We start from the raw sequence: 23892 nt of genomic DNA on the forward strand, positions 1-23892 counted from the left end.
GCTCGACCGCGCGGGCTCAAACGGGCATGTTTATGCAGGTTCATCCGGGGCTCCTGGGGGCTGGGTTGGCTTCGCAACCCCCATCTTCCAGAGATGCCCCGGATGAACAACCTACCGAGAGATCACAGCTAGAGATCCCTCCAGCTTGCGCCATCTTGTCGAACGTCATGGCGATCATGCTCGTTTGGTTGCGCTTGACGTTACCGACCCATTAGCTGCTGCAAGAGCCGTGGACGTCGCGGTAGACGCTTTCGGTGGAATCGACGTGCTCGTTAACAATGCAGGTTACGGGAACGTTGGGTCAGTCGAGGACACAACCCTGGACGACTTCAGGCGGCAGATCGAGACCAACCTGTTTGGCACGATCATTGTTTCAAAGGCCGTGGTTCCACGAATGCGAGAACAGCGCAGTGGCCATATCATCCAGCTTTCCTCAGTGGGCGGCCGTCTGGGGGCGCCGGGCCGCGCCGCATACTCTGCCGCGAAGTGGGGCGTGGAGGGATTTTCCGAGTCACTCGCGCTGGAGATGGCGCTTGTGGGCGTGAAGGTAACCATCGTGGAGCCCGGCGGATTCAGGACTGACTTCGCGGGCACCTCGACTTCGCTGGAAGAGGGGCGTGCCGACTACGATGCCGTCGTTGGCGCCGCCGCGAGGCGCCAGCGTGCCTACGATGGCCACCAACCAGGCGATCCGGCGCGCGCGGCGCAGGCGATCATACGTGTCGCAAGCACAGTGTCACCGCCACTGAGAGTGGCACTTGGAACGGATGCGTTCGACGCCATCGAGCGGGCTGATCGTGACCGTCTTGAAGAGCGTGCCGCGTGGCAGGCGCTGAGCAGGTCGACTGATTATCCTTGACGGACCTGATTTGATGTCCGCTTCGGGTCGAAAGTGGACGTTACTGATGGGCCGCCGAACGCTGCCCTGGCTTGGACCGATGACGGGTCGCCGCGCAGGCCGCTCATTCGTACATCAGGGTTCGGTCCCAGCGTCGGAAGACACGAGGCCGCGAGGGCGGCCTTAGTGGCCCGGCGCGATGTTGCGTTCGTGGAATAGATCGATTTAATGCGATGATTCTGGATGGGCTCGACTACGCTGCCCGGGAGGATCATTGATGGAGGTTGCGGCAAGCGCCCGTGCCTGTCTGGTGGCCGATGTCGGTGGCACGAACGCGCGCGTGGGTTGGACCCTTGACGGGCAGAGCGTGCAGGACGTGGTGGTGCTGCGCTGCAGCGACAACGCTTCGCTGGCCCACATCCTGGGCAGTTATGTTGAGCGGATGGCGCGAAGCCACCCGGGGATGGCGCTTCGCGAAGCCGTCGTGGCCATCGCCGGATATCTCCAGGGCGATCGTCTGGTCAACGCCAACCTTCCGTGGGAGGTCTCCGTGGCCCGGACCGCGGATGCCGCACGCCTTGAATCCCTCGTCCTGATCAACGACTTTGGCGCCGTGGCCCATGCCATTCCCGGGGTGCAGCGGCAGACGCTTGTTCCGTTGCTGCTAGGGCAGCGGGACCCTGGCATGCAGGTGCCGGCGTTGGTGCTGGGCCCGGGGACCGGCCTGGGAGCCGCCCTGTGCTTGGACCGCACGGGCGCGGAGGTGCTTCTCACCGAGTCCGGCCACGCCGCTCTGGCCGCAGGCAATCCGCTGGAATTGGCGGTGCTGCAGGACCTCGCCACGCGCTGGCATCACGTGGACAACGAACGGGTGCTGTCGGGCACCGGCATGATGCACCTGTATGAAAGCCTGGCCCGCATGCGCGGGGAGACGCCCCTGCATCGGCGCGCGGAACAGCTCGTCGCCGCGGCGCACGCCGGAGATGCGACGGCCCGACAGACGCTGGATGTCTTCAGTGGCTGGCTCGGCAGTCTGGTGGCAGACCTGGTACTGACATTGGGCGCGCGTGAGGTGTATCTGGCGGGCGGCGTGACCGCACACATCGCGCCCTTCCTGCACGCCGGGCCGTTCCAGCAACGCTACGCCGCGAGATTCGGTTCGCCGCGGGTGCCACCCCCCGTCTGGCGCATCGATCATGGGCACCTGGGCCTGATAGGTGCCGCAATTCACTGGCGGAGCCGGACTTCCTGTTCCGTTCGATCCATCGAGGAGCACGCATGAAAGGCAGAAGAAGGTTCCTAGGGCACATGGCACTGTCCGCCGGTGCGATGTCGCTGGCCCGTGGCGTCATGGCGGGGCCGGCAGAGAGTGCTGTGGTCCGTGGGGGGCGCGTGGTATCCACCTGGGATTTCGGTGTCGGGGCCAACCAGGCGGCGTGGCAGCGGCTGTCGACAGGAGCGAGCGCCCTTGACGCGGTCGAGCAGGGCGCGCGCTGGGCCGAGAGCGAGCTGTGCAATCCCACAGTTGGACGTTGCGGCAATCCCGACAGGGAGGGAGTTCTGACGCTCGATGCCAGCATCATGGACGGGGATGGCCGCTGCGGCGCCGTGGCCGCGCTCGAGGACATCGACCATCCCATCAGCGTGGCGCGACGGGTGATGGAAGACACCCCCCATGTGATGCTGGTGGGCAAGGGAGCGCAGCAGTTCGCCATGGCGCAGGGTTTCCGCAGGCAGCGGCTGCTGACGCCGGAAGCCGAACAGGCGTGGCGGGAATGGCGCGAACGGGCGAAGTACGAACCGCAGATCAATGTCGAGCGGAACCTGACACCGGGCAACAAGGAAAACCACGACACGCTGGGGATGCTGGCGATCGACCGCGACGGCCGGCTGGCCGGGGCCTGCACCACCAGCGGCATGGCGTGGAAGATGCACGGTCGCGTGGGCGACAGTCCCCTCATCGGGGCGGGGTTGTACGTGGACAACGAAGTCGGCGCCGCAACGGCATCGGGTGTGGGCGAAGAGATGATCCGCAATGCCGCGAGTTTCCTGGTCGTGGAACTGATGCGGCAGGGGAGGACGCCGATGGAGGCCTGCCGCGAGGCCATCGCGCGCGTCGTCCGCAAGCGTCCCGAGGCCAGCAGGTCGTTGCAGGTGTGCTTCCTGGCCATGAACAGGCAGGGCGAGGTCGGCGCCTTCGCCCTGCATCCGGGCTTCGTCTATGCCGTCTGCGATGCCGACAAGCAGGACGCATTGCGCGCGGCCGATGCCGTCTACGACGGCGCGGCGGCATGAGTCGCCGCGCGTCCATGTTGCTCGAGATCGCAGCCGGATCGCTGGTATCCGCGCTGGCCGCGCAGCAGGGAGGGGCCGACCGCGTGGAGCTGTGCGACGCACTCGAAACCGGAGGCACCACGCCCTCGTACGGAACGCTGGCGCTGGCCCGCGACCGCCTGCGCATCCCGCTGTTCGTCCTGATCCGCCCCCGTCCAGGGGATTTCCTCTACGACACGCTTGAAGCCGAGGTGATGCTGCGCGACATCGAAACCTGTGTGCGCCTGGGATGCGACGGGATCGTGGTCGGAGCACTGGATGCCGACGGCGATATCGACGAGCCCCTGTGCAGGCAGCTGGTGGCGGCGGCAGGGCCGCTGCCGGTGACGTTCCACCGGGCGTTCGACGCGGTCCGCGAGCCGTCGGCGGCCCTGGAGCGGATCGTCGCGCTGGGATTCCCGCGGCTGTTGACCTCCGGAGGTCGCGCGACTGCCGAGGAAGGCAGCGCAGCCATTGCGGCATGCGTGCGCCAGGCGCAGGGACGCCTGAAGGTCATGCCCGGCGCCGGTCTCGACGCGGACAACATCGCGCGGGTCGCCTCGCGCACCCTCGCACGCGAATTCCACGCATCCGCGAAAGTGCAGCGCACGTCCGCGATGCGCGCGCCATCGTCCGCGCTGCCGGGCCTGTCCACGAGCTGGAGCGAGACCGATGCAGCCCGCGTGCGCGCCCTGCGCGATGCATTGGACGCGTTGGGCGCAGCGTAGCGCTGCTCAGCGCGACATGGAGTACGGAAGCCCAAGACGGTCGCCGGTCCGCGCCTTGTCCGGTGCGGCCTGCATCGTGAAGCGCAGTTCGCCACCGGCGAGAATCTCCTCGTGCTCCAGATAGGTGCGTTCCAGTGGCCGGCCATTGAGCGTGACGCTTCCCACATAGGCATGGGCATCGTCCAGCGCGTCGGCGACGACCGTGAAGCGCTTGCCATTGGGGAGGTGAAGCGTGGCGCGGGGCAGGAACGGACGGCCGAGCACGTACTGATTGCTGCCCGGCGTGACCGGGTAGAAGCCGAGCGTCGTGAACACGTACCACGCTGACATCTGCCCCAGATCGTCGTTGCCGGCCAGGCCATCAGGCCGCGGCGCGTACTGCGTATCCATGATCTGCTTCAACCGCGCCTGCGTGCGCCAGGGCTGGCCCGCATAGGCGTACAGGTAGGCGACGTGGTGACTGGGCTCGTTGCCGTGCGCGTACCAGCCGATCAGCCCGGTGATGTCCTCCATGTGCGCGAACACCGACGGATCCACGTTGGCATCGAATACGGCGTCGAGCCGGTCCAGCAGCGCGTCGCTGCCGCCGTGCATCGCCGCCAGGCCGGCGACGTCCTGCGGCACGTACCAGGAGTACTGCCAGGCGTTGCCCTCGGTGTAATCCGTGCCGTAGCCGCTGGCGGCCGGGTCGAACGGCTCGCGGAACGCGCCGTCGCGCCTGCGCGCGCGCATGAAGCCGGTGGCGGGATCGAACGCATGCTTCCAGTGGCCCGCCCGCCGGGTGAACTCGGTAGCCACGTCGGTCTTCCCCATCGCCTGCGCCATCCGTGCGATGGCCCAGTCGTCGTAGGCATACTCCAGCGTCTTGCTCGCCGCCTCGCCTTCTTCGTCGATGGGCACGTAGCCCAGTTCGCGATAGGCGGCGATGCCGTCATAGGGGCCGTAGTTGGCGCTGGCCACCATGGCCTGCAGCGCCTCTTCGGCGTCATAGCCGCGTATCCCTTTCATGTAGGCATCGGCGATCACGGGCGCCGCGTGGTAGCCGATCATGCACCACGTCTCCAGGCCATGGAACGACCATACCGGCAGCAAGCCATAGGGGCTTTCGCGACGCGAGGCGAGCAGCGAGTTGACGAAGTCGTTGGTGCGTTGCGGCGGCTGCACCAGCGTGGTCAGCGGATGCAGGGCGCGGTAGGTGTCCCACAGGGAGAAGGTGGAGTAGTTCGTCCAGCCGTCCGCCTGGTGGACGGCATTGTCGGGTCCGCGATAACGGCCGTCGCTGTCCATGAACAGCGTGGGGCCGAGCAATGTGTGGTACAGCGCCGTGTAGAAGCTGGTGAGTTGTGCCCGGTTCCCGTGCGCCTCCATCGCTCCCAGCGCGTCACGCCACTGCCGCTTCGCCGACGCACGCATGCCGTCGAAGTCCCAGCCCGGCGACTCCGCATCGAGGTTGGCGATGGCGTTGTCCTCGCTCACCGGCGAGATGGCGACTTTCACCAGCACCGGCTGCCCGGCGGCCGGGGCGACATCGAAGGCGGCGACCAGCTGGCGTCCCTCGATCTGCGCGCGCTGTCGCGGATCTTTCTCGCCGGGAGGCGGAAATCCCTTGTAGGGAATGTCCTGCTCGGTGTTGTGCAACTGGTGACCCGTGAAGGGTTGGGAGAAACGCACGGCGAAGTACAGCTGCCGGCCCGGCGCCCAGCCGCGCGTTTCGCGAAAGCCCGTGATCGTGCCATCGGGCCGCACGCGCAGCCGCGACCACGAAATCTTGTCGGGGTAGTCGTACATGCTGGTGCGCAGGTCAAGCACGATGTGGCCCGGCTTGCCTGCGGGAAAGGTGTAGCGGTGCATGCCTACGCGCGCGCTGGCGGTGAGCTCGGCGCGTACCTGGTGGTCGTCCAGGGTGACGGCGTAGTAGCCGGGTTGCGCTGTCTCGGTGGCGTGGCGGAAGTGCGAGGTGTATCCGCTGCGGGGTTGGTCGGGATCGCCCCGTTCCAGCTTCAGTTCGCCGGTGGTGGGCATCAGCAGCAGATCGCCGAGATCGGAATGGCCGGTGCCGGAGAAGTGGGTGTGGGAGAAGCCGACGATCGTGGTGTCGTCGTAGCGATAGCCCGCTGCCCAGCCGTAGCCGTCCTTGCGTGGCTGGATGCGCGTATCCGGCGACAGCTGGATCATGCCGTAGGGCACGGTGGCGCCGGGGAACGTGTGGCCTTCGCCCCCGGTACCGATGAAGGGATCCACCGCGTGGAAAGCGGCTTCCCCGACGTCGGCAGGGGCGGCGATCACCCCATCCGGGACGGTGAAGCCTGCGCCTGCGATCCCCGCCAGCATAAGGGCCTTCGTGCCGAGTCGCTTCATCCGCGCACCTTTTGGATCGGTTGAATGCGAGGAAAGCTAGCACACCGCCGACATGGCCACGCGAGACGGCCGGGCGGGTGGGCGCGCGCGTCCGTCTCTTCCCGGGAGGCACGGCGGCTGCTGCGGAGCAGCATGCAAGGCGGTGAGCGGCGTGATAAACCTGTCGCTATTGGATCGATCCAATTTTGCCCCTTCCTTGTCATGGAGCCGTGGCATGGAAGGAGCGATCGCCCGCGCTTGTCGGCCCCCCAACACTGGAACCCGCATGCACACCCGCTCCATTCCGGTCACGCCAGTCCAGGGAACGCGCAGCCTATTCGTGTTGCGTGCGCTCTGCTTCATCGCGCTGTTCGCCGTGCTTGCCGGTGCGCAGGCGGTGGAACAGCGGCAGCTGGACCAGGGTTGGGAGTTCAGGCGGATATCCGCCGGGGCGGGTGACGAGGATCCTGCCGGCATCGGGTCTGCATGGCGTCCCGCCTCGATGCCCGGCACGGTGCATACCGACCTGCTGGCTCATGGCGTGATTCCGGACCCCTATGTCGGTGCGCCGGAAGCGGGCCTGCAGTGGATCGGCCTGGCGGACTGGGAATACCGCACCACATTCCAGGTCAGCGGAAACATGCGCCGAGCTGCGCGCAGCGAACTGGCGTTCGAGGGGCTGGACACGTTCGCCGAGGTGTTCCTCAACGACGAGAAGGTGCTGGACGCCGACAACGCCTTCCGTACCTGGCGCATTCCCGTGCAGGGGCGTCTGCGCGAAGGGGCCAACGAGCTGCGCGTGGTCCTGCGTTCGCCGATCAGGCGCCTACTGCCGGACGTGCAGGCCATGCCGCATCGCATCGCCGGCAACTACCCCTCGCCCTACGGCGACGAGCCGAAGGACGCCATGACGGCCAACTTCGCACGCAAGCCCGGTTACCACTATGGCTGGGACTGGGGCCCGCGCTACGTCACGGCCGGCATCTGGCGCGCGGTGCGACTGACCAGTTGGGATGTCGCCCGGGTGCAGGACCTGCAGGTGCGCCAGGACCATGTGGCCGGAGACGTCGCCGAACTGACCGCCATCCCGACCGTGGACGTCGCCCGGCCCGGCCGCTACCGGGTGCGCGTGTGGCAGACCTCGCCCGACGGCCGCAGGACGCTTGCGAGCGAGCGTGAGCTCGAGCTGTCCCCGGGCATCGGGCGGGTACCGCTGTCTTTCCGCATCCGGCACCCGCAGCGCTGGTATCCGGTCGGTTACGGCGCACAACCGCTGTATGCGTTCGCGGCGGAGCTGGCGCAGGGCGGGAAGGTCGTGGATACGCGCAGCGTGCGCACGGGCCTGCGCAGCGTCGAGCTGCGCCGCGAGCGGGACGCCGCAGGGCGCAGTTTCGCGTTCGTCGTCAACGGCATTCCGGTTTTCGCCAAGGGTGCGAACTCGATCCCCTTCGACATGTTCCCGTCGCGGGTGACGCCAGCGCAGCTGCGGCGCGTCCTGCAGTCGGCGGTCGACGCCAACATGAACATGGTGCGCAGCTGGGGCGGGGGCTACTACGAAAGCGATGCGTTCTACGACATCGCCGACGAGCTCGGCCTGCTGGTGTGGCAGGACTTCATGTTCGGCGGCGGCATGCAGCCCGCCTACGATCCCGTGTTCCGGGCCAATGTGGTGGCCGAGGCGGAGGACCAGGTGCGGCGCCTGCGCAACCACCCGAGCATCGTGCTGTGGTGCGGGAACAACGAAGAAGAGATCGCGTGGAAGTACTGGGGCCATGGCAAGGCGCTGAAGGATGCCGATCCCGCTTTCGCCGCCCGGGTCTGGGACGGGTATGTCCAGCTGTTCGACCGCGACCTGCGCCGCGTCGTGGCTGAGGAGGCGGGCGGCATCGCCTACTGGCCCAGTTCGCCCAGCGACGACATGGCGGAAGCGGCCAACACGCCTGCCAGCGGCGACATGCACTACTGGGAGGTGTGGGGCAATCCGGCGCGCCCGCCCTCGGCCTATCTGGACGTCACGCCGCGCTTCATGTCCGAATACGGACTGCAGGCCTGGCCGGTGCGCAGGACGATAGACCGGGTGATCGGTCGCGACGAACAGCGCATCGATTCGCCGCTGGTCGAAGCGCACCAGAAGTTCCTGGCGGGCAAGGGCAACGAACGGCTGCTGCACTACATCCGCATGGAGTTCGGCGAGCCGCGCGACTTCGACGACTTCGTCTACCTCAGCCAGGTGATGCAGGCCGAAGGCATCGGCTTGGCTGCGCGGCACCATCGCGCCAGCCGGCCGCACACGATGGGCTCGCTCTACTGGCAGCTCAATGACGTATGGCCGGGTGCCTCGTGGTCGGGCGTCGACTGGTTCGGGCGCTGGAAGGCGCTGCAGTTCCATGCGCGCCGCTTCTTCGCGCCGGTCGCCGTGAGCGCGCTGCGAAAGGACGGAAGCACGACCGTCTCCGCGGTGTCGGACCGCACGGTGCCGCGCCGGGGCGAATGGCGATTGAGAGTGATGGACCTGCAGGGAGGCGTGTTGCGTGACGAGCGCAAGGCGATCGAGGTGGCGCCGCTGTCGTCCATGCGGCTGGCCGCCTACGACGATGCCGACCTGCTTGCCGATGCCGATCCTGCCCGCACCGTGGCGGTGTTCGATCTGAGCGTGGAAGGCGAACCGCCTTCACGGCAGGTGGGCTATTTCACCGAGGCCCGGAACATCGCCTGGCCCGCGTCCGCCGTCCGCGCGGAGCTGCACGCCGACCGCCGTGGCGCGAGGCTCGAACTCACGGCCGATGCGGTGGCGCGCGCGGTCTGGATCGACTTCGGCGAGTTCGATGCCGAACCGGCCGACAATGCGCTGACGCTGCTTCCCGGCGAGCGCGTGGCGCTGCGCGTTTCCTCGGACGCCGAACCTGATGCCCTGCGCCGAGCGCTTCGCATCACCACCCTGGCGGACGCCCTGTCCGAACCGTCATCTTCCCGGAGTACCGCGACCCCATGAGTTCCGCCCTTCCCCCGCATGCCGCTTTCTGCAGCGAGACCTTCCTGCGCGGCCACATCCGCCGCACGATGGCCTTCTACCACCCCCGCTGCATCGACCCTCAGGGCGGGTTCTTCCACTACTTCAAGGACGACGGGCGCGTCTACGACGCGTCGCACCGCCATCTGGTCAGCAGTACGCGGTTCGTCTTCAACTACGCAACGGCGGCGCTGGAGTTCGGCGACGAGGATCCCGGGCTGCGCCAGGCCTACCTGGACGCGGTACACCATGGTTTGACGTTCCTGCGCGAGCGGCATCTCGATCCGGTGAGCGGAGGCTACTTCTGGACGCTGCGCGATGGCGCGCCGGAAGACACCACGCAGCATTGCTACGGTGCGGCCTTCGTGCTGCTGGCGTACGCCATCGCGTTGAAAGCGGGGGTCGAAAGCTGCCGTGGGTGGATGGACGCGCACTGGGACCTGCTGGAAACGCGCTACTGGGAGCCGGACCACGGCCTGTACCGCGACGAGGCCACGCGCGAGTGGCAGTTCAGCGACTACCGCGGCCAGAACGCCAACATGCACATGTGCGAGGCGATGCTGGCCGCGTACGAAGCCAGCGGCGAGACGCGCTACCTGGAGCGCGCGCTGCTGCTGGCCGATCACATGACACGGCGTCAGGCCGCGCAGACCGAGGGACTGGTCTGGGAGCACTACCACGCGCAATGGCGCGTGGACACCGACTACCATCGCGACGATCCGAAGCACCTGTTCCGCCCCTGGGGGTTCCAGCCGGGGCACCAGACCGAATGGGCCAAGCTGCTGTTGATCCTGCACGGACATCTGCGCGAAGCGGGACGGGGTGAAGCGTGGCTGGTGCCGCGTGCGCAGGAACTCTTCGATCGTTCGATGGAGGCGTCGTGGGATGGGGAGCACGGCGGACTGGTGTATGGCTTCGCACCCGAGTCGTTGAGGAAGGACATCGCCGGGCCTTCTTTGCCGGATGGCCGGCACTTCATCTGCGACGACGACAAGTACTTCTGGGTGCAGGCCGAATCGCTGGCCTGCGCGGCCCGGCTGGCGCAGGCGACGGGCGACGACGTCTACTGGCAGTGGTACGACCGGCTGTGGGAGTACGCCTGGGCCCACATGATCGATCACGTCCACGGCGCGTGGTTCCGCATCCTCGACCGGCGCAACCGGAAGTACGACGAGGACAAGAGCCCGGCGGGCAAGACCGACTACCACACCATGGGAGCCTGCCATGACGTCCTGTCCGTCCTCCGCGCGCATGACTGAGCCATCACGCCACCGTCGGGCGTCCCTTGCCGCGACGATGCTACTGCTGGTCGGCGCACTGCCGGTGCAGGCACGCGATGCGGACTTCGCGACTTCGTTCGAGCGGGGCGAACCCGTACCCGCGGACGCGGAGCAGGCGGACATCAGCATCGCCGTGGGCGAGGGTCCGGAGCGACCATATGCCGCCAGGGCGAGGATGGGCTACACGGGGCAGCGGGCGCTGCGCTACCGCGCCGATGCGGCGGGCAGCGCGCGATTGTTCGCCGTCGATATCGAAGTGCGGAAGGACACCGTCCTGTCGTGGAGGGTGCTTCCGGAAATCGTCGATGGCGATACCGCGGCCTCGACCGGCGTTTCGGTCGACCTGCTGTTCGATGACGGGCGCAGGCTGTCCCAGCTGGGGCTGACGGATCATCATGGTGCGCCGGCCACCGCCGCGGGACAGGCGGCATCGAAGACGCTGTATCCGCAGCAATGGGCGCACAAGCAGGTCCGCGTGGGCGACCTGGCGGCGCTGCGCGGCAGGCGCATCCGTGCGATCGAACTGCAGGTCCAGCCCGGCTCGGCCGCGGCTTCGACCGGCTGGATCGACGATGTCGCCGTGCGACGCCAGGCGCCTCAGGCGGTCCGCCGTCCCAGCGACTATGTGATCACCACCCGCGGTACCCAGTCCAACAGCACGTTCTCGCGGGGCAACAACATTCCCGCCACGGCCATGCCGCATGGCTTCAACTTCTGGGTACCCGTGACCGACGCCGGCTCGCTGGGGTGGCTGTACCGGTGGAACGAGCAGAACGGCGACGACAACCGGCCGCGCCTGCAGGCACTGTCGATCAGTCACCAGCCGAGTCCGTGGATGGGCGACCGCCAGACTTTCCAGGTCATGCCGTCCTCGACGCGCGGCGTGCCGGAAGCCGACCGCGCGAAGCGGGCGCTTTCGTTCTCCCACGACCACGAGGACGCCAAGCCGCACGCCTACCGCGTGGACTTCGACAACGGCATCCGTGCAGAAATCGCGCCGAGCGAACGCGCGGCCATCTTCCGGTTCCGCTTCCCGGAGGGCGCCGACGCTAACCTGCTGTTCGACAACGTCGATGCGCGCGCCGGGCTGACGCTGGATGGAGCCACGCAGACCGTGCGCGGCTATTCCGATACGCGCAGCGGCCTGTCCAACGGCGCCACGCGCATGTTCGTCTATGCGCGCTTCGACCGGCCCTGGCTCGACAGCGGGATGATCGACACGGGACGACCCACCGGTTACGTGAAGTTCGCGCCCAGCCAGACACGCGAAGTCGTCATGCGCATCGCCACCTCGCTGATCTCGGTGGAACAGGCGCAGCGCAACCTGGAGCAGGAAATCGGCGACGCCGGCTTCGATCTGGTCCGGTCGCGTGCGCAGGAGGCTTGGGACGCACTGCTGGGCCGCGTTAACGTGGAGGGCGCGAGTCACGACCAGCGCGTCACGGTGTACTCCAACCTGTACCGCCTCTTCCTGTATCCCAACATCGCGCACGAGAACGTCGGCAGTGCCGCGTCCCCCGACTGGCGCCATGCGGACCAGAACAGCTGGTCCAAGGAGAGCGCGGGCGGTGATGCCGAGCGGACATCCGCATCCGTGAAGCCCGGCAGGATCTACGTCAACAATGGCTTCTGGGATACCTTCCGCACCACGTGGCCGGCTTATGCCCTGTTCGCGCCCGAGCGCGCGGGCGAGATGATCGACGGCTTCCTGCAGCAATACCGCGACGGTGGCTGGGTCGCCCGCTGGTCGTCGCCCGGCTATGCCGACCTGATGGTCGGGACAAGTTCCGATGTGGCGTTCGCCGATGCCTGGCTGAAGGGCGTGGAAGGCTTTGATGCCGATCAGGCGTATGAAGCGGCGCTGCGCAATGCCACCGTGGTACCGCCGGTGTCGAATGTCGGCCGCAAGGGGCTGGCACGCTCGATGTATCGCGGCTACGCGGACAGTGACGTGCATGAGGGCCTGTCGTGGACGCTGGAGGGCGCGCTCAACGATTTCGGCCTTGCGCAGATGGCGGGCGGACTGGCGGCCCGCGAGAAAGACCCTGCACGCGCACGGCGCTATGCGCAGGAAGCGGAATACTTCCAGGCCCGCGCGACGGACTACGTCCACCTGTTCGACCCCGCCACCCGGTTCTTCCGCGGCCGCGCGCCGGACGGCCAGTGGCACTCGCCGGCGTCGGCATTCGATCCCCGCGTCTGGGGCGGCGACTACACCGAAGCCAATGCATGGACCTTCGCCTTCACCCCGCCGCACGATGCCGCCGGTCTGGCCGGCCTGCTGGGCGGTGAAGCTGCGCTTGCGCAGCGGCTGGACGAGTTCTTCGCCACGCCCGAGACGGCGGAGAAGAAGTTCGCGGGCTCCTACGGCAACACCATCCATGAGATGACCGAAGCACGTGACGTGCGCATGGGCATGTACGCGCACAGCAACCAGCCTTCCCACCACATTCCCTGGATGTACGTGGCGGCGGGACAGCCGTGGAAGACGCAGCGCATCACCCGCGACATCCTGGCCAGGCTGTATCTGGGCAGCGAGATCGGGCAGGGCTATCCCGGCGACGAGGACAACGGCGAGATGTCGGCGTGGTACCTGTTCGGCATGCTCGGCCTGTATCCACTGAGGATGGGGGCGCCGGAGTACGTCATCGGGTCGCCCGCTTTCCCGTACGCGGAGGTGGACCTGGGTGGCGGACGCACGCTGACCGTGATCGCCCGCAACAACGACGCACGCAACGTGTACGTGCAATCGCTCAAGGTCAACGGAAAGCCCTGGACGCGGGCATGGATCCGACACCAGGACATCGCCGGAGGCGCCACGCTGGAGTTCGTCATGGGCGATGCGCCCTCGGCATGGGGCAGCGGCACCGACGCACTGCCGCCGTCGCTGACGCCGCGGGGCGAGGCGCCTCGTGGCCTGGCGGACCTGACATCGAAAGCCCTCAGCGTGGCGTTGGGTGGACGCGGCAGGGCGGCGGCACTGGTCGACGACGACGCGTCCACCGCGCTGCCGTTGCAGGCAGACGCCAGTCTCGACATCCGCTTCGCAGCGCCGGTGCGCGCCACGTACTACACGCTTACCAGCGCGGACGACGCACTGTCGGGTCTGTCGTGGACGCTGGAAGGCCGTTCCGGCAACGGGGCATGGACGCTGCTGGACCAGAGGCGCGAGCAGGCATTCCCGTCCGGCCGGCAGTTGCGTCCGTTCCGTATCGAGCGCCCGGGCGACTACGGCGAGTACCGGTTGCGACTGGAGGCGCCAGCAGGCATGGCGCTGGCCGAGGTCGAGCTGCTGCAGCCCGTGAAGCGGCAGGCCATTCCTTGAGCAGAGAGCACCGGTGCGCGCACCGCCCGGTGCCGGGGGTTGCACGCCGTAACGTGATTGGTGCGTGGCAGCATGCAACCCGGGAACTGCTGTGCTAATTATGCTTTCCGTGGATTAGACCGATCTAATTCGGTCTTTCGTGAAGGGGAGGGGGGGCCAGGAAGGGAGCCTGGGGTGCCGTCATGGCGCACGGACCTTCCTGCAGTGACAGGTTCTTTTTATTTCCTTGTGTTTTAGATCGATACAAAATCCATCGCGCCAGCAGCTGATCAATCTTGGGAGAGGGTGATTGAAATGAAATGCACGCCATACGCACGCAACCGCAGCACGCTGTATCTGGGGATCGCCATCGCGTTGTCCGCGACCGTCGCATCCGGTAATGCGCTCGCCCAACAGGCGGAAAGCGCGCCCGCCACGTCGGGCCAGGCCGAGGTGCAGGCCACGGACCTGGACACGGTGACGGTCAAGGGCTACCGCTACTCGATCGAGCAGAGCCTCGAGCAGAAGCGCAACGCGAACGCCGTGGTGGAAGTGATCACCGCGGAGGATGTAGGCAAGTTCCCCGACAAGAACGTCGCGGATGCGCTGCAGCGCGTGCCGGGTGTGCTCATCAGCCGCGATGGCGGCGAAGGCAAGAACGTCAGCGTGCGTGGCCTGTCCTCGGAGCTGGTCCTGACCCAGTTGAACGGCAACTACATCGCCAGTGCCGAATCCAACGGCGACCCGACCCGTTCGTTCAACTACGCCCTGCTGCCGTCGAACATGCTGGGCAGCGCCGAGCTGTTCAAGACGCCGGAAGCGCGCATCGACGAGGGCGGCATCGGCGGCACGGTCATCCTGCATACGCGCCGTCCGCTCGAACTGGAGCCCAACTCCGGCTTCGTCAATGTCGAAGGCACCTGGGCGGACACCACCAAGAAGACGGATGGACAGATCTCCGGCTCGTACTCCTGGCACGACAAGGAGGACCGGTTCGGCGTCTTCGTCGGCTACACCCAACAGAAGCGCACCGTGCGCACCATGGGGGCCAGCACCGAAAGCTGGCAGTGGTACGGCCGCGACGAAGGCGGCACCGCGGTCGACGTCAACGGCAAGCCCTCGGACTTCAACTCCAACTGGTGGGGCGGTACCGGCTTCTGGGACCAGAACGGCAACTACTACACCGGCTTCATGATGCCGACGTCGGTCAACTTCAACGTCAAGGAAGAAGAGCGCGAGCGCAAGGGCGGGCAGCTGACTTTCCAGTTCAAGCCGACCGACAACCTGACCCTGACCGCGAACTACTTCCGCTTCGACCTGTCGCAGGATTCGCAGACCAATACGCTGAAGGTCCCGGAGTGGAACATCGCGCGCTACTACGGCGACGGCAACTGGCGGGGCGGCCGTCTGCTGGACGGGCTGACCTTCGATCCCAGCGGCACCATCGTCACCGGCGCGAACTACAGCCTGCACCCGGGCAAGGCCTACTACTGCAGTGAGGAAGAGGCCGCCGCCGCCGGCATGGCACCTGGCGGCTGGGGTTCGGACGACTGCACCGTGCCGACGCCGCAGATCACCGGCAGCTACAACATCGAGAAGTCGCTCTCGCAGACCGTCGACTTCGGCGGCGAGTGGCGCGGCGAAAACCTGGACGTATCGTTCAAGGTCGGCCGCACCTGGGCCAAGGGCGGGTCCGAGCTGCAGTTCTCGCTGCCGATCAAGCCGCGGCGGCAGAATGCGGACGGCAGCTGGACGAACGGCAACTACGCCAGCGCGTGGGATCTGACCGGCACGCCGACGATGACGTTCTCGCCGGAGCTGCTGCAGAACCTGCAGAACGGCATCCTGCAGGTCGACACCGGCTCGACGGGTTCGTCCTGGACCCGCAACGACACCCGGCAGAAGTACGGCCAGGTCGACGGTACCTGGCACTTCGACGGCGATGTGTTCGAATCGCTGCAGTTCGGCGTCAAGGTCCGCGACGGCGGCATCCACCGCAGCACCGGCAACAGCTACTGGGTGTGCCCGGGCACCGATCCGAGCGACTACGAGAACCGCTACTGGAATGGCGGCTGCGGCAACCTCGCCAGCCAGTTCTCGCCGAGCCTGATCACCTCGTTGGGCAACCTGCCCGGCGGCATCAACGCCAGCGCGTTCCCGGCTATCAACTTCCCGGGCTACATCGCCTACCTCAACAGCACCTACGGCGCGATGCAGACCCGCGAGGAGGACAATTTCGTCTACAACGTCGACGAGAAGATCTACTCCACCTACCTGCAGGCCAACTTCCGCACCGACCGCCTGCGCGGCAACGTCGGCGTGCGCATCGCGCGCACCCGGCAGCACGCCGACTCGACGGACAAGGTCACGTCCTACAACGACTACTTCTTCGACGGTCCCGATGGCAATCCGCTGGCCTGCGTGTTCGGCAATTCCGGCCCGGCCCCGGTCGGCGCGCCTGTAGGCACCCAGTGCGGCAGCGAAGGCTACTGGAAGCTATCGGACAGCATGCAGCGCCCCGAGTCGTTCACGGTTGCCGCGGTCGATCGTACTTACACCGATGTACTGCCGAGCTTCAACATCGCGTACGACCTGTCAGACAACCTTGTGTTGCGTGGCGCCGCGTCGAAGGTGATCTCGCGCCCGAGCTACGGCGACATCGCCTCTCCCGGCAGCCTGAACTATTTCAGCCAGGAATATGTCGATGATCGTCGCTTGACCGGTGGTGCCGGCGAACTGGGCTGGTACGGTGAGGGCAGCAACAAGAAGCTGGAGCCGTACCAAGCCACGCAGTACGACCTGGGCCTGGAGTGGTACTTCCATCCGGGTTCCGTTGTGGGCCTTGGCCTGTTCCGCAAGAATGTCAGCAACTTCGCGGTGGACGTGGTCAACGACGTGGACATGGTCGTCGGCGGCGAAACCGTGACAGTGCAGAACTATCGTACCCAGGCCGGCGGACGGGATGCGGTGTCGCAGGGCGTCGAACTGTATGCGCAGCACACGCTGGATTTCGGCCTGGGCTTCCAGTTCAACTACACCTACAACGACGCCAGCAAGGCGGCCGTGACGCTGGAGGACGGCACGGAAGTCGGCAAGACGTCGATGCCCGGCAGCGCGAAGAACCAGACCAACTTCACGGTGTTCTACGAAACGCAGGACCTGTTGCTGCGCGCCTCGTACAACCGTCGCGGTGAAGTGGTGCAGGGCCTCGTCAACGGGCTGAATGTCTACCAGGAGCCGTACTACCAGGTCGATCTGAACGCGGCCTACAACATCACGCCCGCCCTCAGCATCAGTGCGTCGGTACTCAACCTGACCGAGGAAGAGACGCGCTCGCACCTGGGCAACGACACCAAGGACCGCTTCTACACCAACGGGTATGCGGGCCGGATGGCATACCTGGGCTTGACGTACAAGTTCTGAGGTCGTGCCGTGTGTTTTGGCCCCGTGCTTTCTCTCCCGCCCGGCGACGGGCGGCATGGGGCCGACGGCCCGGCTACGGCCGGGCCACTTTTCTCCTCGTGTGCGGTGATCCATCCGGATGCCGCACGCGCTGAACCACAGGACTGGAACGCATGAAGTCGACCCCCCCGCATTCGCTGCTCCGTACCGTACCGCTGCTGTTCGCGCTGGCGGTTTCCGCCGCGCTGCCGGTGGCAGCGGCCACGCAGGGCCTGAGTGCCGAGGTCAACACCTTCATCGGCAGCAAGGATGACGGCAACACGTTTCCCGGCGCATCCGCGCCGTTCGGGATGATCCAGGTCAGCCCGATCGGTTCCCACTATTCGGGATGGCGCTACGACGACCCGCAGATCCGCGGTTTCGGGCACTCCTTCCTTTCCGGGGCGGGATGCTGGGAACAGGGTGGGCAGGTTTCGGTGTTGCCGGTGACCGGCCGCATTGGTCCAGGCGGCGACTTCGACACGGCCGATCCGAAGGCGTTCGACCACAAGCGCTACGGCTCGCGCTACCGCCACGACGGCGAAAGCGGGCAGGCCGGCTACTACAAGGTGCGGCTGACGGACTACGGCGGGATCGATGCGGAAGCCACGGCGCTGACCCGCGCGGCGGCCGAGCGTTACACCTTCACCACGACGGGAGAAGGCCATGTGCTGGTCAATATCGGCCAGGCCAACGAACGCCACGCCGTGACCGGCAGCACGCTGACCGTGGTCGGTGACCGCGCGGTGGAAGGCAAGCTGGTGACCCAGAGCTTCTGCGGCGGCCACCAGTACACCACATGGTTCCGCCTGGAGTTCGATCGCCCGTTCACGTCGTTCGGTACCTGGGGCGAGGCCGGCGGCGTGCCGGGATCGCGCCACGGGATGGAAGGCGAAGGCAAGCCCAGCGGTGCCTGGCTGACCTTCGACTTGGGCAGCGATCGCAGCGTCACCGCCGTGTCGGCGATCTCGCATGTCGATGCCGAAGGTGCGCGCAACAACCTGCGCAGCGAGGGCATGACCGGAGGCAGGCTGCTCCGCTTCGACGAGATGCGCGCACGTGCGCAGAAGGCCTGGGACAACGAGCTGTCCAGTGTGCGCGTGCACGGCGGCGGGCGCGATGATCGCGTGGTCTTCTACACCGCGCTCTACCATGCGCTGCTGCAGCCGATGACCGGCAACGACGCCGACGGCCGTTACCGGGGCTACGACGATCTCATCCATCGTGCCGACGGATGGACCTATTACGAATATTTTTCGCTGTGGGACACGTACCGCTCGCAGAATCAGCTGATCGCGCTGTTGCGGCCGCAGCGGGCCATGGACATCGCGCGTTCGCTGCTGGCCATCGACCAGCAGGGAGGCTGGCTGCCGCGCTGGGGCTATGCCAGCTTCGAAACCAACATCATGACCGGCGATCCGGTCACCCCGTTCCTGGTGGATCTGTGGCGCTTCGGTGCGCTGCAGGGGCGTGAGGCCGAGGCATACGCCGCGCTGCGGAAGAATGCGTTCGACGTGCCGCCGCTGAATTCGCGCCACGCCGGCCGTTCCGGCAATCCCAACTACCTGGCGCAGGGCTTCGTCCAGTACGACCGTGCATTTGCTTCCAAGGGCATGGACGTGGATCCCCATCATGGCGGCTCGGCGACCCTGGAATACGCGCTCGCCGACTGCTCACTGTCGGTGATGGCCGGTGCGCTGGGGCATGGCGACGATGCCGCCGTACTGAAGCGCCGCGGACGCAACTGGCGCACGCTGTGGGATGCGTCGGTACGCGACGAGGCGGCGGGTTTCACCGGCTTCCCGCGTCCGCGCACCGAAGACGGGCAGTGGTACACGCCGTCGGACGGCCACTACAGCCCACGTTCCCACCATGGCTTCCACGAGGGCACCGCTTGGCAGTACCAGTGGCTGGCACAGCAGGACGTGCCGGGGCTGGTGGAGGCGATGCAGGGGCCGCAGGAGGCGGCGCGGCGCCTGGACGACTTCTTCGCATACGACGCGCTGCTGGCCGATCCCGCCGGCGCCGCGCGCAAGGAGTGGGTGGTCGGGCCCTACAGCTACTACAACCAGTTCCGCTACAACCCCAACAACGAACCGGACCTGCACGTGCCGTGGATGTACACACTGATCGGCCAGCCGTGGAAGACCTCCACGGTGCTGCATGCCGCGCAGCAGCTGTTCACGAATGCGCCCAATGGCGTGACGGGCAACGACGACCTGGGCACCATGTCGGCGTGGTATCTCTTCAGCGCGATGGGCCTGTATCCGGTAGTGCCCGGGACCGGGCAGTTCGTGCTGCACGCACCGCGTTTCTCGCGCGTCGATGTGGACATGGGCACCGGCCGCACGCTGCGGATCGAAGCGCCCCAGGCCGGCGACGGGAAGCCGCGCTACATCCGCGACGTATCGCTGGACGGCCGCGACCATGCCGCCGTCTGGCTGGACTGGGAGCGCCTGCGGCAAGGCGGTCGCCTGCGCTTCGACCTGACCGACGCACCGCAGCCGCAGGGTTGGGGCACGCGGGCGCAGGACCTGCCGGCATCGCCCTGCGCCGTCGAGCCGGCATCGTCGTCGGGAGCCGGTCGTTGAACCCGTGCTCCACCCGCGCATCGAAGTCCGCATGATGGTTTACGCTGGGCGCATTGTCGGAATGGATCGATCCAGATGAGCCAGAAACGCCCACCTCGAGCAGGCTCCAAGCGCGCGCCCGCGGCCGCCCCTTCCAAGACCGCGAAGGCGGGTGCCGGCGCCGCCCCGGGCGCCAAGGCTGGCAAGGCGAAGCCAGCGGCGCGCGCGCGCGGCCCGCAGCGGGTGGTGACCGTCACCGATATCGCCAATGCCATCGGCGTTTCGCGCGCCACCGTGTCGCTGGTGTTGCGTGGCAGTCCGCTGGTCCCCGCCGATACGCGTGCCCGGGTGGAAGCCGAACTCAAGCGGCAGCGCTACGTGTACAACCGCGGCGCGGCCAACCTGCGCCGGCGTACATCGTCCAGCGTGGCGCTGGTCATCAACGATCTGGCCAATCCGTTCTTCGCCGAGTTCGCGGCCGGCGTGGACGAAGCCCTGGGTGAGAAGGGCTACGTGACGCTGCTCGGCAGCACGGGCGAGTCGCCCGAACGCCAGCAGGCCGTGCTGGCGTCATTGATGGAGCACACGCCGGCAGGCGTGATCCTGTCGCCTGCCGAGGGCAGCGATGCGGCCCAGCTGCACAAGGTGCTGGACGCGCGCGCGAACGTGCTGCTGTTCAATCGCGAACTCGCCGGCGCCGACGACTGGGGCTTCCTGGGGCTGGACAACCAGCACGGCGCGCAGCTGGCCACCGAACACCTGATCGCCCTGGGCCATCGCCGCATCGCGTTCTACGGCGGACATGCCGATTCCAGTTCCTGCCGCCAGCGCCGCGCCGGCCATGCGCAGGCGATGAAGCGGGCGGGCCTGCCCGTCGATCCAGCGTGGCTGATCGAGTCCGCGCCCAACCGCCTGGAAGCGGCCGCGCGAACCGGCGAACTGTTCGGCGACCAGGCGCCGCCGACGGCCGCCGTCTGCTACAACGACACGGTGGCGCTGGGCCTGATGCTGGGCCTGCTGGCGCGCGGCATCCAGCCGGGCAAGGGCTTCGCCGTGACCGGCTTCGACGACATTCCCGAGGCGGCGGTGACCACGCCACCGCTGACCACGCTGGCCGCCAATCCGCGCGAACGTGGACGACAGGCGGCGCAGCTGGTGCTCGCGCAGATAGACGAGGGTGCCGTGCCCCGCAGGACCATCGCGCCGGTCACGCTGTCCGTGCGCGAGAGCAGCGGGGTGACGCTGAAATGACCCTGTTGCCGCCCATCGTCGTATCGACGTGTTGCGTTACCGCGCGACGACGTCCGTACCCCGTCTCTCCTCTGATGCTTCCTTCGCCATGAAACCCATCGCTCCACATCACCCTCTCCATCGCCCTGCCGATCCCGTGCCGGCGCCGTGCGTCTTCCTGCGGGGTGGCTTCGCATGAGTCCTCCCTCGCGCAAGATCGTCTGCTTCGGTGAGGCCCTGATCGACATGCTGGCGCAGCCGCCGGCATCGCCTGAAGCCCCGCGCAATTTCCTGCAGTACGCGGGCGGCGCGCCAGCGAACGTGGCGGTGGCGGCCGCGCGACTGGGTGCCGATGTGCACTTCGCCGGCATGCTGGGCGAGGACATGTTCGGCGACTTCCTGTTCGACAGCCTGGCGTCGGTGGGCGTTGCCACGGACTGCATCGTGCGCACCGGGGAGGCGAAGACGGCTCTGGCCTTCGTGGCGCTGGACGAGCACGGGGAGCGCAGTTTCAGTTTCTACCGGCCGCCGGCCGCCGACCTGCTGTTCCGGGCCGCGCATTTCACGCCGGCGTGCTTCGAAGGCACGGGCGTATTCCATGTCTGCTCGAACAGCCTGACCGGAGCGGAGATCGCCGACGCCACCTACGAGGGCATGCGTCGCGCGCGCGCCAGCGGCGCCACCGTCAGCATCGACCTGAATCTGCGCCCGGCCCTGTGGCCGCAAGGCGAGGACCCCACGCCGCGGCTGTGGCTGGCGCTGGCCGAGGCCGATCTGGTGAAGCTGTCGCGCGAGGAGCTGGAGTACCTGGCGCGGCCGCTGGGGGGAGAGGAAGCGGTCCTGCAGCGCCTCTGGCAGCATCGGGCGCAGCTGCTGGTCGTGACGGACGGCGCCGGACCCATCGCGTGGCATACGCGTGCGGCCAGCGGGACGGTGGAGACGTTCCAGGTCACCACGCTGGATACCACCGCGGCGGGCGATGCGTTCGTCGGCGGACTGCTGTTCCATCTGACGCAGCACGACAGGCTTGGCCAAGGCATGGCCTCGTTCGTCTCCCGTCACGACGATGTCGCCGCCGCGATGCGCTTCGCCGCCGCCGTGGGTGCGTTGGCGGTCACGCGCAAAGGCGCGTTCGCCGCCATGCCGACCGTGCAAGAGGTCAACCAGCTGCTGTCGTGACCGTCCCGCGCTTCGCGGGACCACGTGGTCACGACGCGCGGCAAGTCCCGTATAACGAGGAACAGGATCGAGCATGACGGCTACCGGCAACCCCATCCGATCCATCGTCGTCGTCGGCGGAGGCAGCGCGGGCTGGATGGCAGCGACCGCGCTGGCGACTTACCTGGGCAAGCAGGCATCCATCCGCCTGGTCGAGTCCGAGGAAATCGGCATCGTCGGCGTGGGGGAGGCTAGCGTCCCCTACATGAAGCAGTTCAACGGCGGCCTGCTCGGGATCGACGAGTTCGATTTCGTCGCCCGCACCCAGGGCACCTTCAAGCTCGGCATCCAGTTCAACGACTGGGGGCAGATCGGCGACTCCTACGTCCACGGCTTCGGCAGGATCGGCCAGGGCATCGGGCCCCTGCCTTTCCACCAGTTCTGGCTCAAGCTCTTCCTCGCCGGCCGCGCGCGGCCCATCGGTGAGTACTCGCTGCCCACCCTGGCCGCCCCGCTGGGGAAGTTCATGTCCAGCCCGGGCAACGCCCCGCCGGATTCGCCGCTGGCGGACATCGCCTACGCCTATCATTTCGACGCGGGACTGTATGCGGGCTACCTGCGTGAGCTGGCGGAGCGGCGTGGCGTGCAGCGCATCGAGGGGAAGATCACCCACGCCGTGCAGCGCAGCGAAGACGGCTTCATCGACGCCGTGGTGCTCGAAAGTGGCGAACAGGTCGCCGGCGACCTCTTCATCGACTGCTCCGGCTTCCGTGGCCTGCTGATCGAACAGACCCTGGAGACCGGTTACATCGACTGGACGCACTGGCTGCCCTGCAATCGGGCCATGGCGGTGCCGTGCGCCACGGCAGGCCCGCCCACGCCTTACACCCGCTCCACCGCCCGCGCTGCGGGATGGCAATGGCGCATTCCGCTGCAGAGCCGGATCGGCAACGGCTACGTGTACTCCAGCGAGCACATCAGCGACGACGAAGCCGCCGCCACGCTGCTGGCCAACCTCGACGGCCGTGCGCTCGCCGATCCTCGCCCGCTGCGCTTCACCACCGGCATGCGCAGGAAGCTGTGGAACAGGAACGTCGTCGCTCTGGGGCTCGCCAGCGGCTTCATGGAGCCACTGGAGTCGACCAGCATCTACCTGGTCCAATCGGGCATCCAGCGACTGCTGGGCCTGTTCCCCGACCGTGGTTTCGACCCCCTGCTCGAGCGGCAGTTCAACGAGGAGTCCGCGTTCGAGTACGAAAGCACGCGCGACTTCCTGATCCTGCACTACTGCGCCACGCGGCGGAACGACAGCGCGTTCTGGGACTACTGCCGGACGATGTCGATCCCCGACACCCTGCAGCGGAAGATCGACATGTTCCGCAGTGGGGGGCGGTATTTCCGCACGGGCGACGAATTCTTCGCGTTGCCGAGCTGGGTGCAGGTGATGCTGGGGCAGGGGATCGTCCCTGCCGGCTACCATCCGATCGTCGACGACATGCCCGAACAGGCCCTCGTCGAACATGTCGCGCGCGTGCACCGATCGATCGCGGACAGCGTGGCGGCCATGCCGCGGCATCAGGATTTCATCGATCGCCACTGCCGGGCGTCGGTGGGATGACGGGGCCCCGCGTGGCGGCTGCCTCGCGTTGACGCTGCGCGCAGTCCAACCGCCGAGTGTGCGTG

The 23892-nt window shown here is 67.3% G+C and carries 13 protein-coding genes; 12 read left to right on the forward strand and 1 reads right to left on the reverse strand.

Annotated elements, in window-relative coordinates:
• Positions 1–145 precede the first annotated feature (145 nt).
• The 4 genes from CSC76_RS14340 to CSC76_RS14355 all read left to right on the forward strand — a co-directional run bounded on the left by CSC76_RS14340 (position 146) and on the right by CSC76_RS14355 (position 3879).
• A complete protein-coding gene (locus CSC76_RS14340; RefSeq protein ID WP_202923541.1) occupies positions 146–859 on the forward strand; it encodes an SDR family NAD(P)-dependent oxidoreductase in 714 nt (237 codons plus the stop codon).
• Between the two features lie 256 nt (positions 860–1115).
• The gene (locus tag CSC76_RS14345; protein WP_162110678.1) at positions 1116–2120 is read left to right on the forward strand and encodes a glucokinase; all 1005 of its coding nucleotides are present in this window, start codon (positions 1116–1118) and stop codon (positions 2118–2120) included.
• A complete protein-coding gene (locus tag CSC76_RS14350; protein WP_162110679.1) occupies positions 2117–3133 on the forward strand; it encodes a glycosylasparaginase in 1017 nt (338 codons plus the stop codon). Before CSC76_RS14345 ends, CSC76_RS14350 begins: the two co-directional genes overlap by 4 nt.
• The gene (locus tag CSC76_RS14355) at positions 3130–3879 is read left to right on the forward strand and encodes a copper homeostasis protein CutC (RefSeq protein ID WP_162110680.1); all 750 of its coding nucleotides are present in this window, start codon (positions 3130–3132) and stop codon (positions 3877–3879) included. The genes CSC76_RS14350 and CSC76_RS14355 overlap by 4 nt, the downstream gene beginning before the upstream one ends.
• A gap of 6 nt (positions 3880–3885) precedes the next feature.
• On the opposite strand, the gene CSC76_RS14360 is transcribed toward CSC76_RS14355, so the two are convergent.
• On the reverse strand, positions 3886–6210 hold the full coding sequence (locus CSC76_RS14360) for a GH92 family glycosyl hydrolase (RefSeq protein ID WP_162110681.1): 2325 nt from the start codon (positions 6208–6210) through the stop codon (positions 3886–3888).
• A 292-nt stretch (positions 6211–6502) separates the two neighbouring features.
• Between CSC76_RS14360 and CSC76_RS14365 the strand changes: the two genes are divergently transcribed.
• The 8 genes from CSC76_RS14365 to CSC76_RS14400 all read left to right on the forward strand — a co-directional run bounded on the left by CSC76_RS14365 (position 6503) and on the right by CSC76_RS14400 (position 23827).
• On the forward strand, positions 6503–9208 hold the full coding sequence (locus tag CSC76_RS14365; RefSeq protein ID WP_162110682.1) for a beta-mannosidase: 2706 nt from the start codon (positions 6503–6505) through the stop codon (positions 9206–9208).
• On the forward strand, positions 9205–10485 hold the full coding sequence (locus tag CSC76_RS14370) for an AGE family epimerase/isomerase (RefSeq protein WP_162110683.1): 1281 nt from the start codon (positions 9205–9207) through the stop codon (positions 10483–10485). The genes CSC76_RS14365 and CSC76_RS14370 overlap by 4 nt, the downstream gene beginning before the upstream one ends.
• Positions 10478–13831, forward strand: coding sequence for a GH92 family glycosyl hydrolase (locus CSC76_RS14375; RefSeq protein WP_162110693.1), 3354 nt, complete (start codon positions 10478–10480; stop codon positions 13829–13831). Before CSC76_RS14370 ends, CSC76_RS14375 begins: the two co-directional genes overlap by 8 nt.
• 294 nt (positions 13832–14125) lie before the next feature.
• A complete protein-coding gene (locus CSC76_RS14380; protein ID WP_162110684.1) occupies positions 14126–17233 on the forward strand; it encodes a TonB-dependent receptor in 3108 nt (1035 codons plus the stop codon).
• A 152-nt stretch (positions 17234–17385) separates the two neighbouring features.
• Positions 17386–19842 carry a GH92 family glycosyl hydrolase gene (locus CSC76_RS14385; protein WP_162110685.1) on the forward strand — a complete coding sequence of 819 codons (2457 nt, stop codon included), beginning with the start codon at positions 17386–17388 and terminating at the stop codon, positions 19840–19842.
• Between the two features lie 75 nt (positions 19843–19917).
• The gene (locus tag CSC76_RS14390; protein WP_162110686.1) at positions 19918–21072 is read left to right on the forward strand and encodes a LacI family DNA-binding transcriptional regulator; all 1155 of its coding nucleotides are present in this window, start codon (positions 19918–19920) and stop codon (positions 21070–21072) included.
• Between the two features lie 174 nt (positions 21073–21246).
• Positions 21247–22230 (forward strand): carbohydrate kinase family protein, encoded by a 984-nt coding sequence (locus tag CSC76_RS14395; RefSeq protein ID WP_162110687.1) that lies wholly within the window; start codon positions 21247–21249, stop codon positions 22228–22230.
• Between the two features lie 73 nt (positions 22231–22303).
• Positions 22304–23827, forward strand: a complete 1524-nt coding sequence (locus tag CSC76_RS14400; protein ID WP_162110688.1) for a tryptophan halogenase family protein — start codon at positions 22304–22306, stop codon at positions 23825–23827.
• Positions 23828–23892: the final 65 nt, after the last annotated feature.

It is taken from the genome of Pseudoxanthomonas mexicana, from assembly GCF_010093385.1.
In the GTDB taxonomy this organism is placed as follows: domain Bacteria; phylum Pseudomonadota; class Gammaproteobacteria; order Xanthomonadales; family Xanthomonadaceae; genus Pseudoxanthomonas_A; species Pseudoxanthomonas_A mexicana.

Coding starts and splice junctions, on each gene's coding strand:
- CSC76_RS14395 (WP_162110687.1), top strand. CDS start 21,247: ATGAGTCCTCCCTCGCGCAAGATCGTCTGCTTCGGTGAGGCCCTGATC.
- CSC76_RS14355 (WP_162110680.1), top strand. CDS start 3,130: ATGAGTCGCCGCGCGTCCATGTTGCTCGAGATCGCAGCCGGATCGCTG.
- CSC76_RS14375 (WP_162110693.1), top strand. CDS start 10,478: ATGACTGAGCCATCACGCCACCGTCGGGCGTCCCTTGCCGCGACGATG.
- CSC76_RS14350 (WP_162110679.1), top strand. CDS start 2,117: ATGAAAGGCAGAAGAAGGTTCCTAGGGCACATGGCACTGTCCGCCGGT.
- CSC76_RS14345 (WP_162110678.1), top strand. CDS start 1,116: ATGGAGGTTGCGGCAAGCGCCCGTGCCTGTCTGGTGGCCGATGTCGGT.
- CSC76_RS14390 (WP_162110686.1), top strand. CDS start 19,918: ATGAGCCAGAAACGCCCACCTCGAGCAGGCTCCAAGCGCGCGCCCGCG.
- CSC76_RS14380 (WP_162110684.1), top strand. CDS start 14,126: ATGAAATGCACGCCATACGCACGCAACCGCAGCACGCTGTATCTGGGG.
- CSC76_RS14370 (WP_162110683.1), top strand. CDS start 9,205: ATGAGTTCCGCCCTTCCCCCGCATGCCGCTTTCTGCAGCGAGACCTTC.
- CSC76_RS14360 (WP_162110681.1), bottom strand. CDS start 6,210: ATGCTGGCGGGGATCGCAGGCGCAGGCTTCACCGTCCCGGATGGGGTG.
- CSC76_RS14385 (WP_162110685.1), top strand. CDS start 17,386: ATGAAGTCGACCCCCCCGCATTCGCTGCTCCGTACCGTACCGCTGCTG.
- CSC76_RS14400 (WP_162110688.1), top strand. CDS start 22,304: ATGACGGCTACCGGCAACCCCATCCGATCCATCGTCGTCGTCGGCGGA.
- CSC76_RS14365 (WP_162110682.1), top strand. CDS start 6,503: ATGCACACCCGCTCCATTCCGGTCACGCCAGTCCAGGGAACGCGCAGC.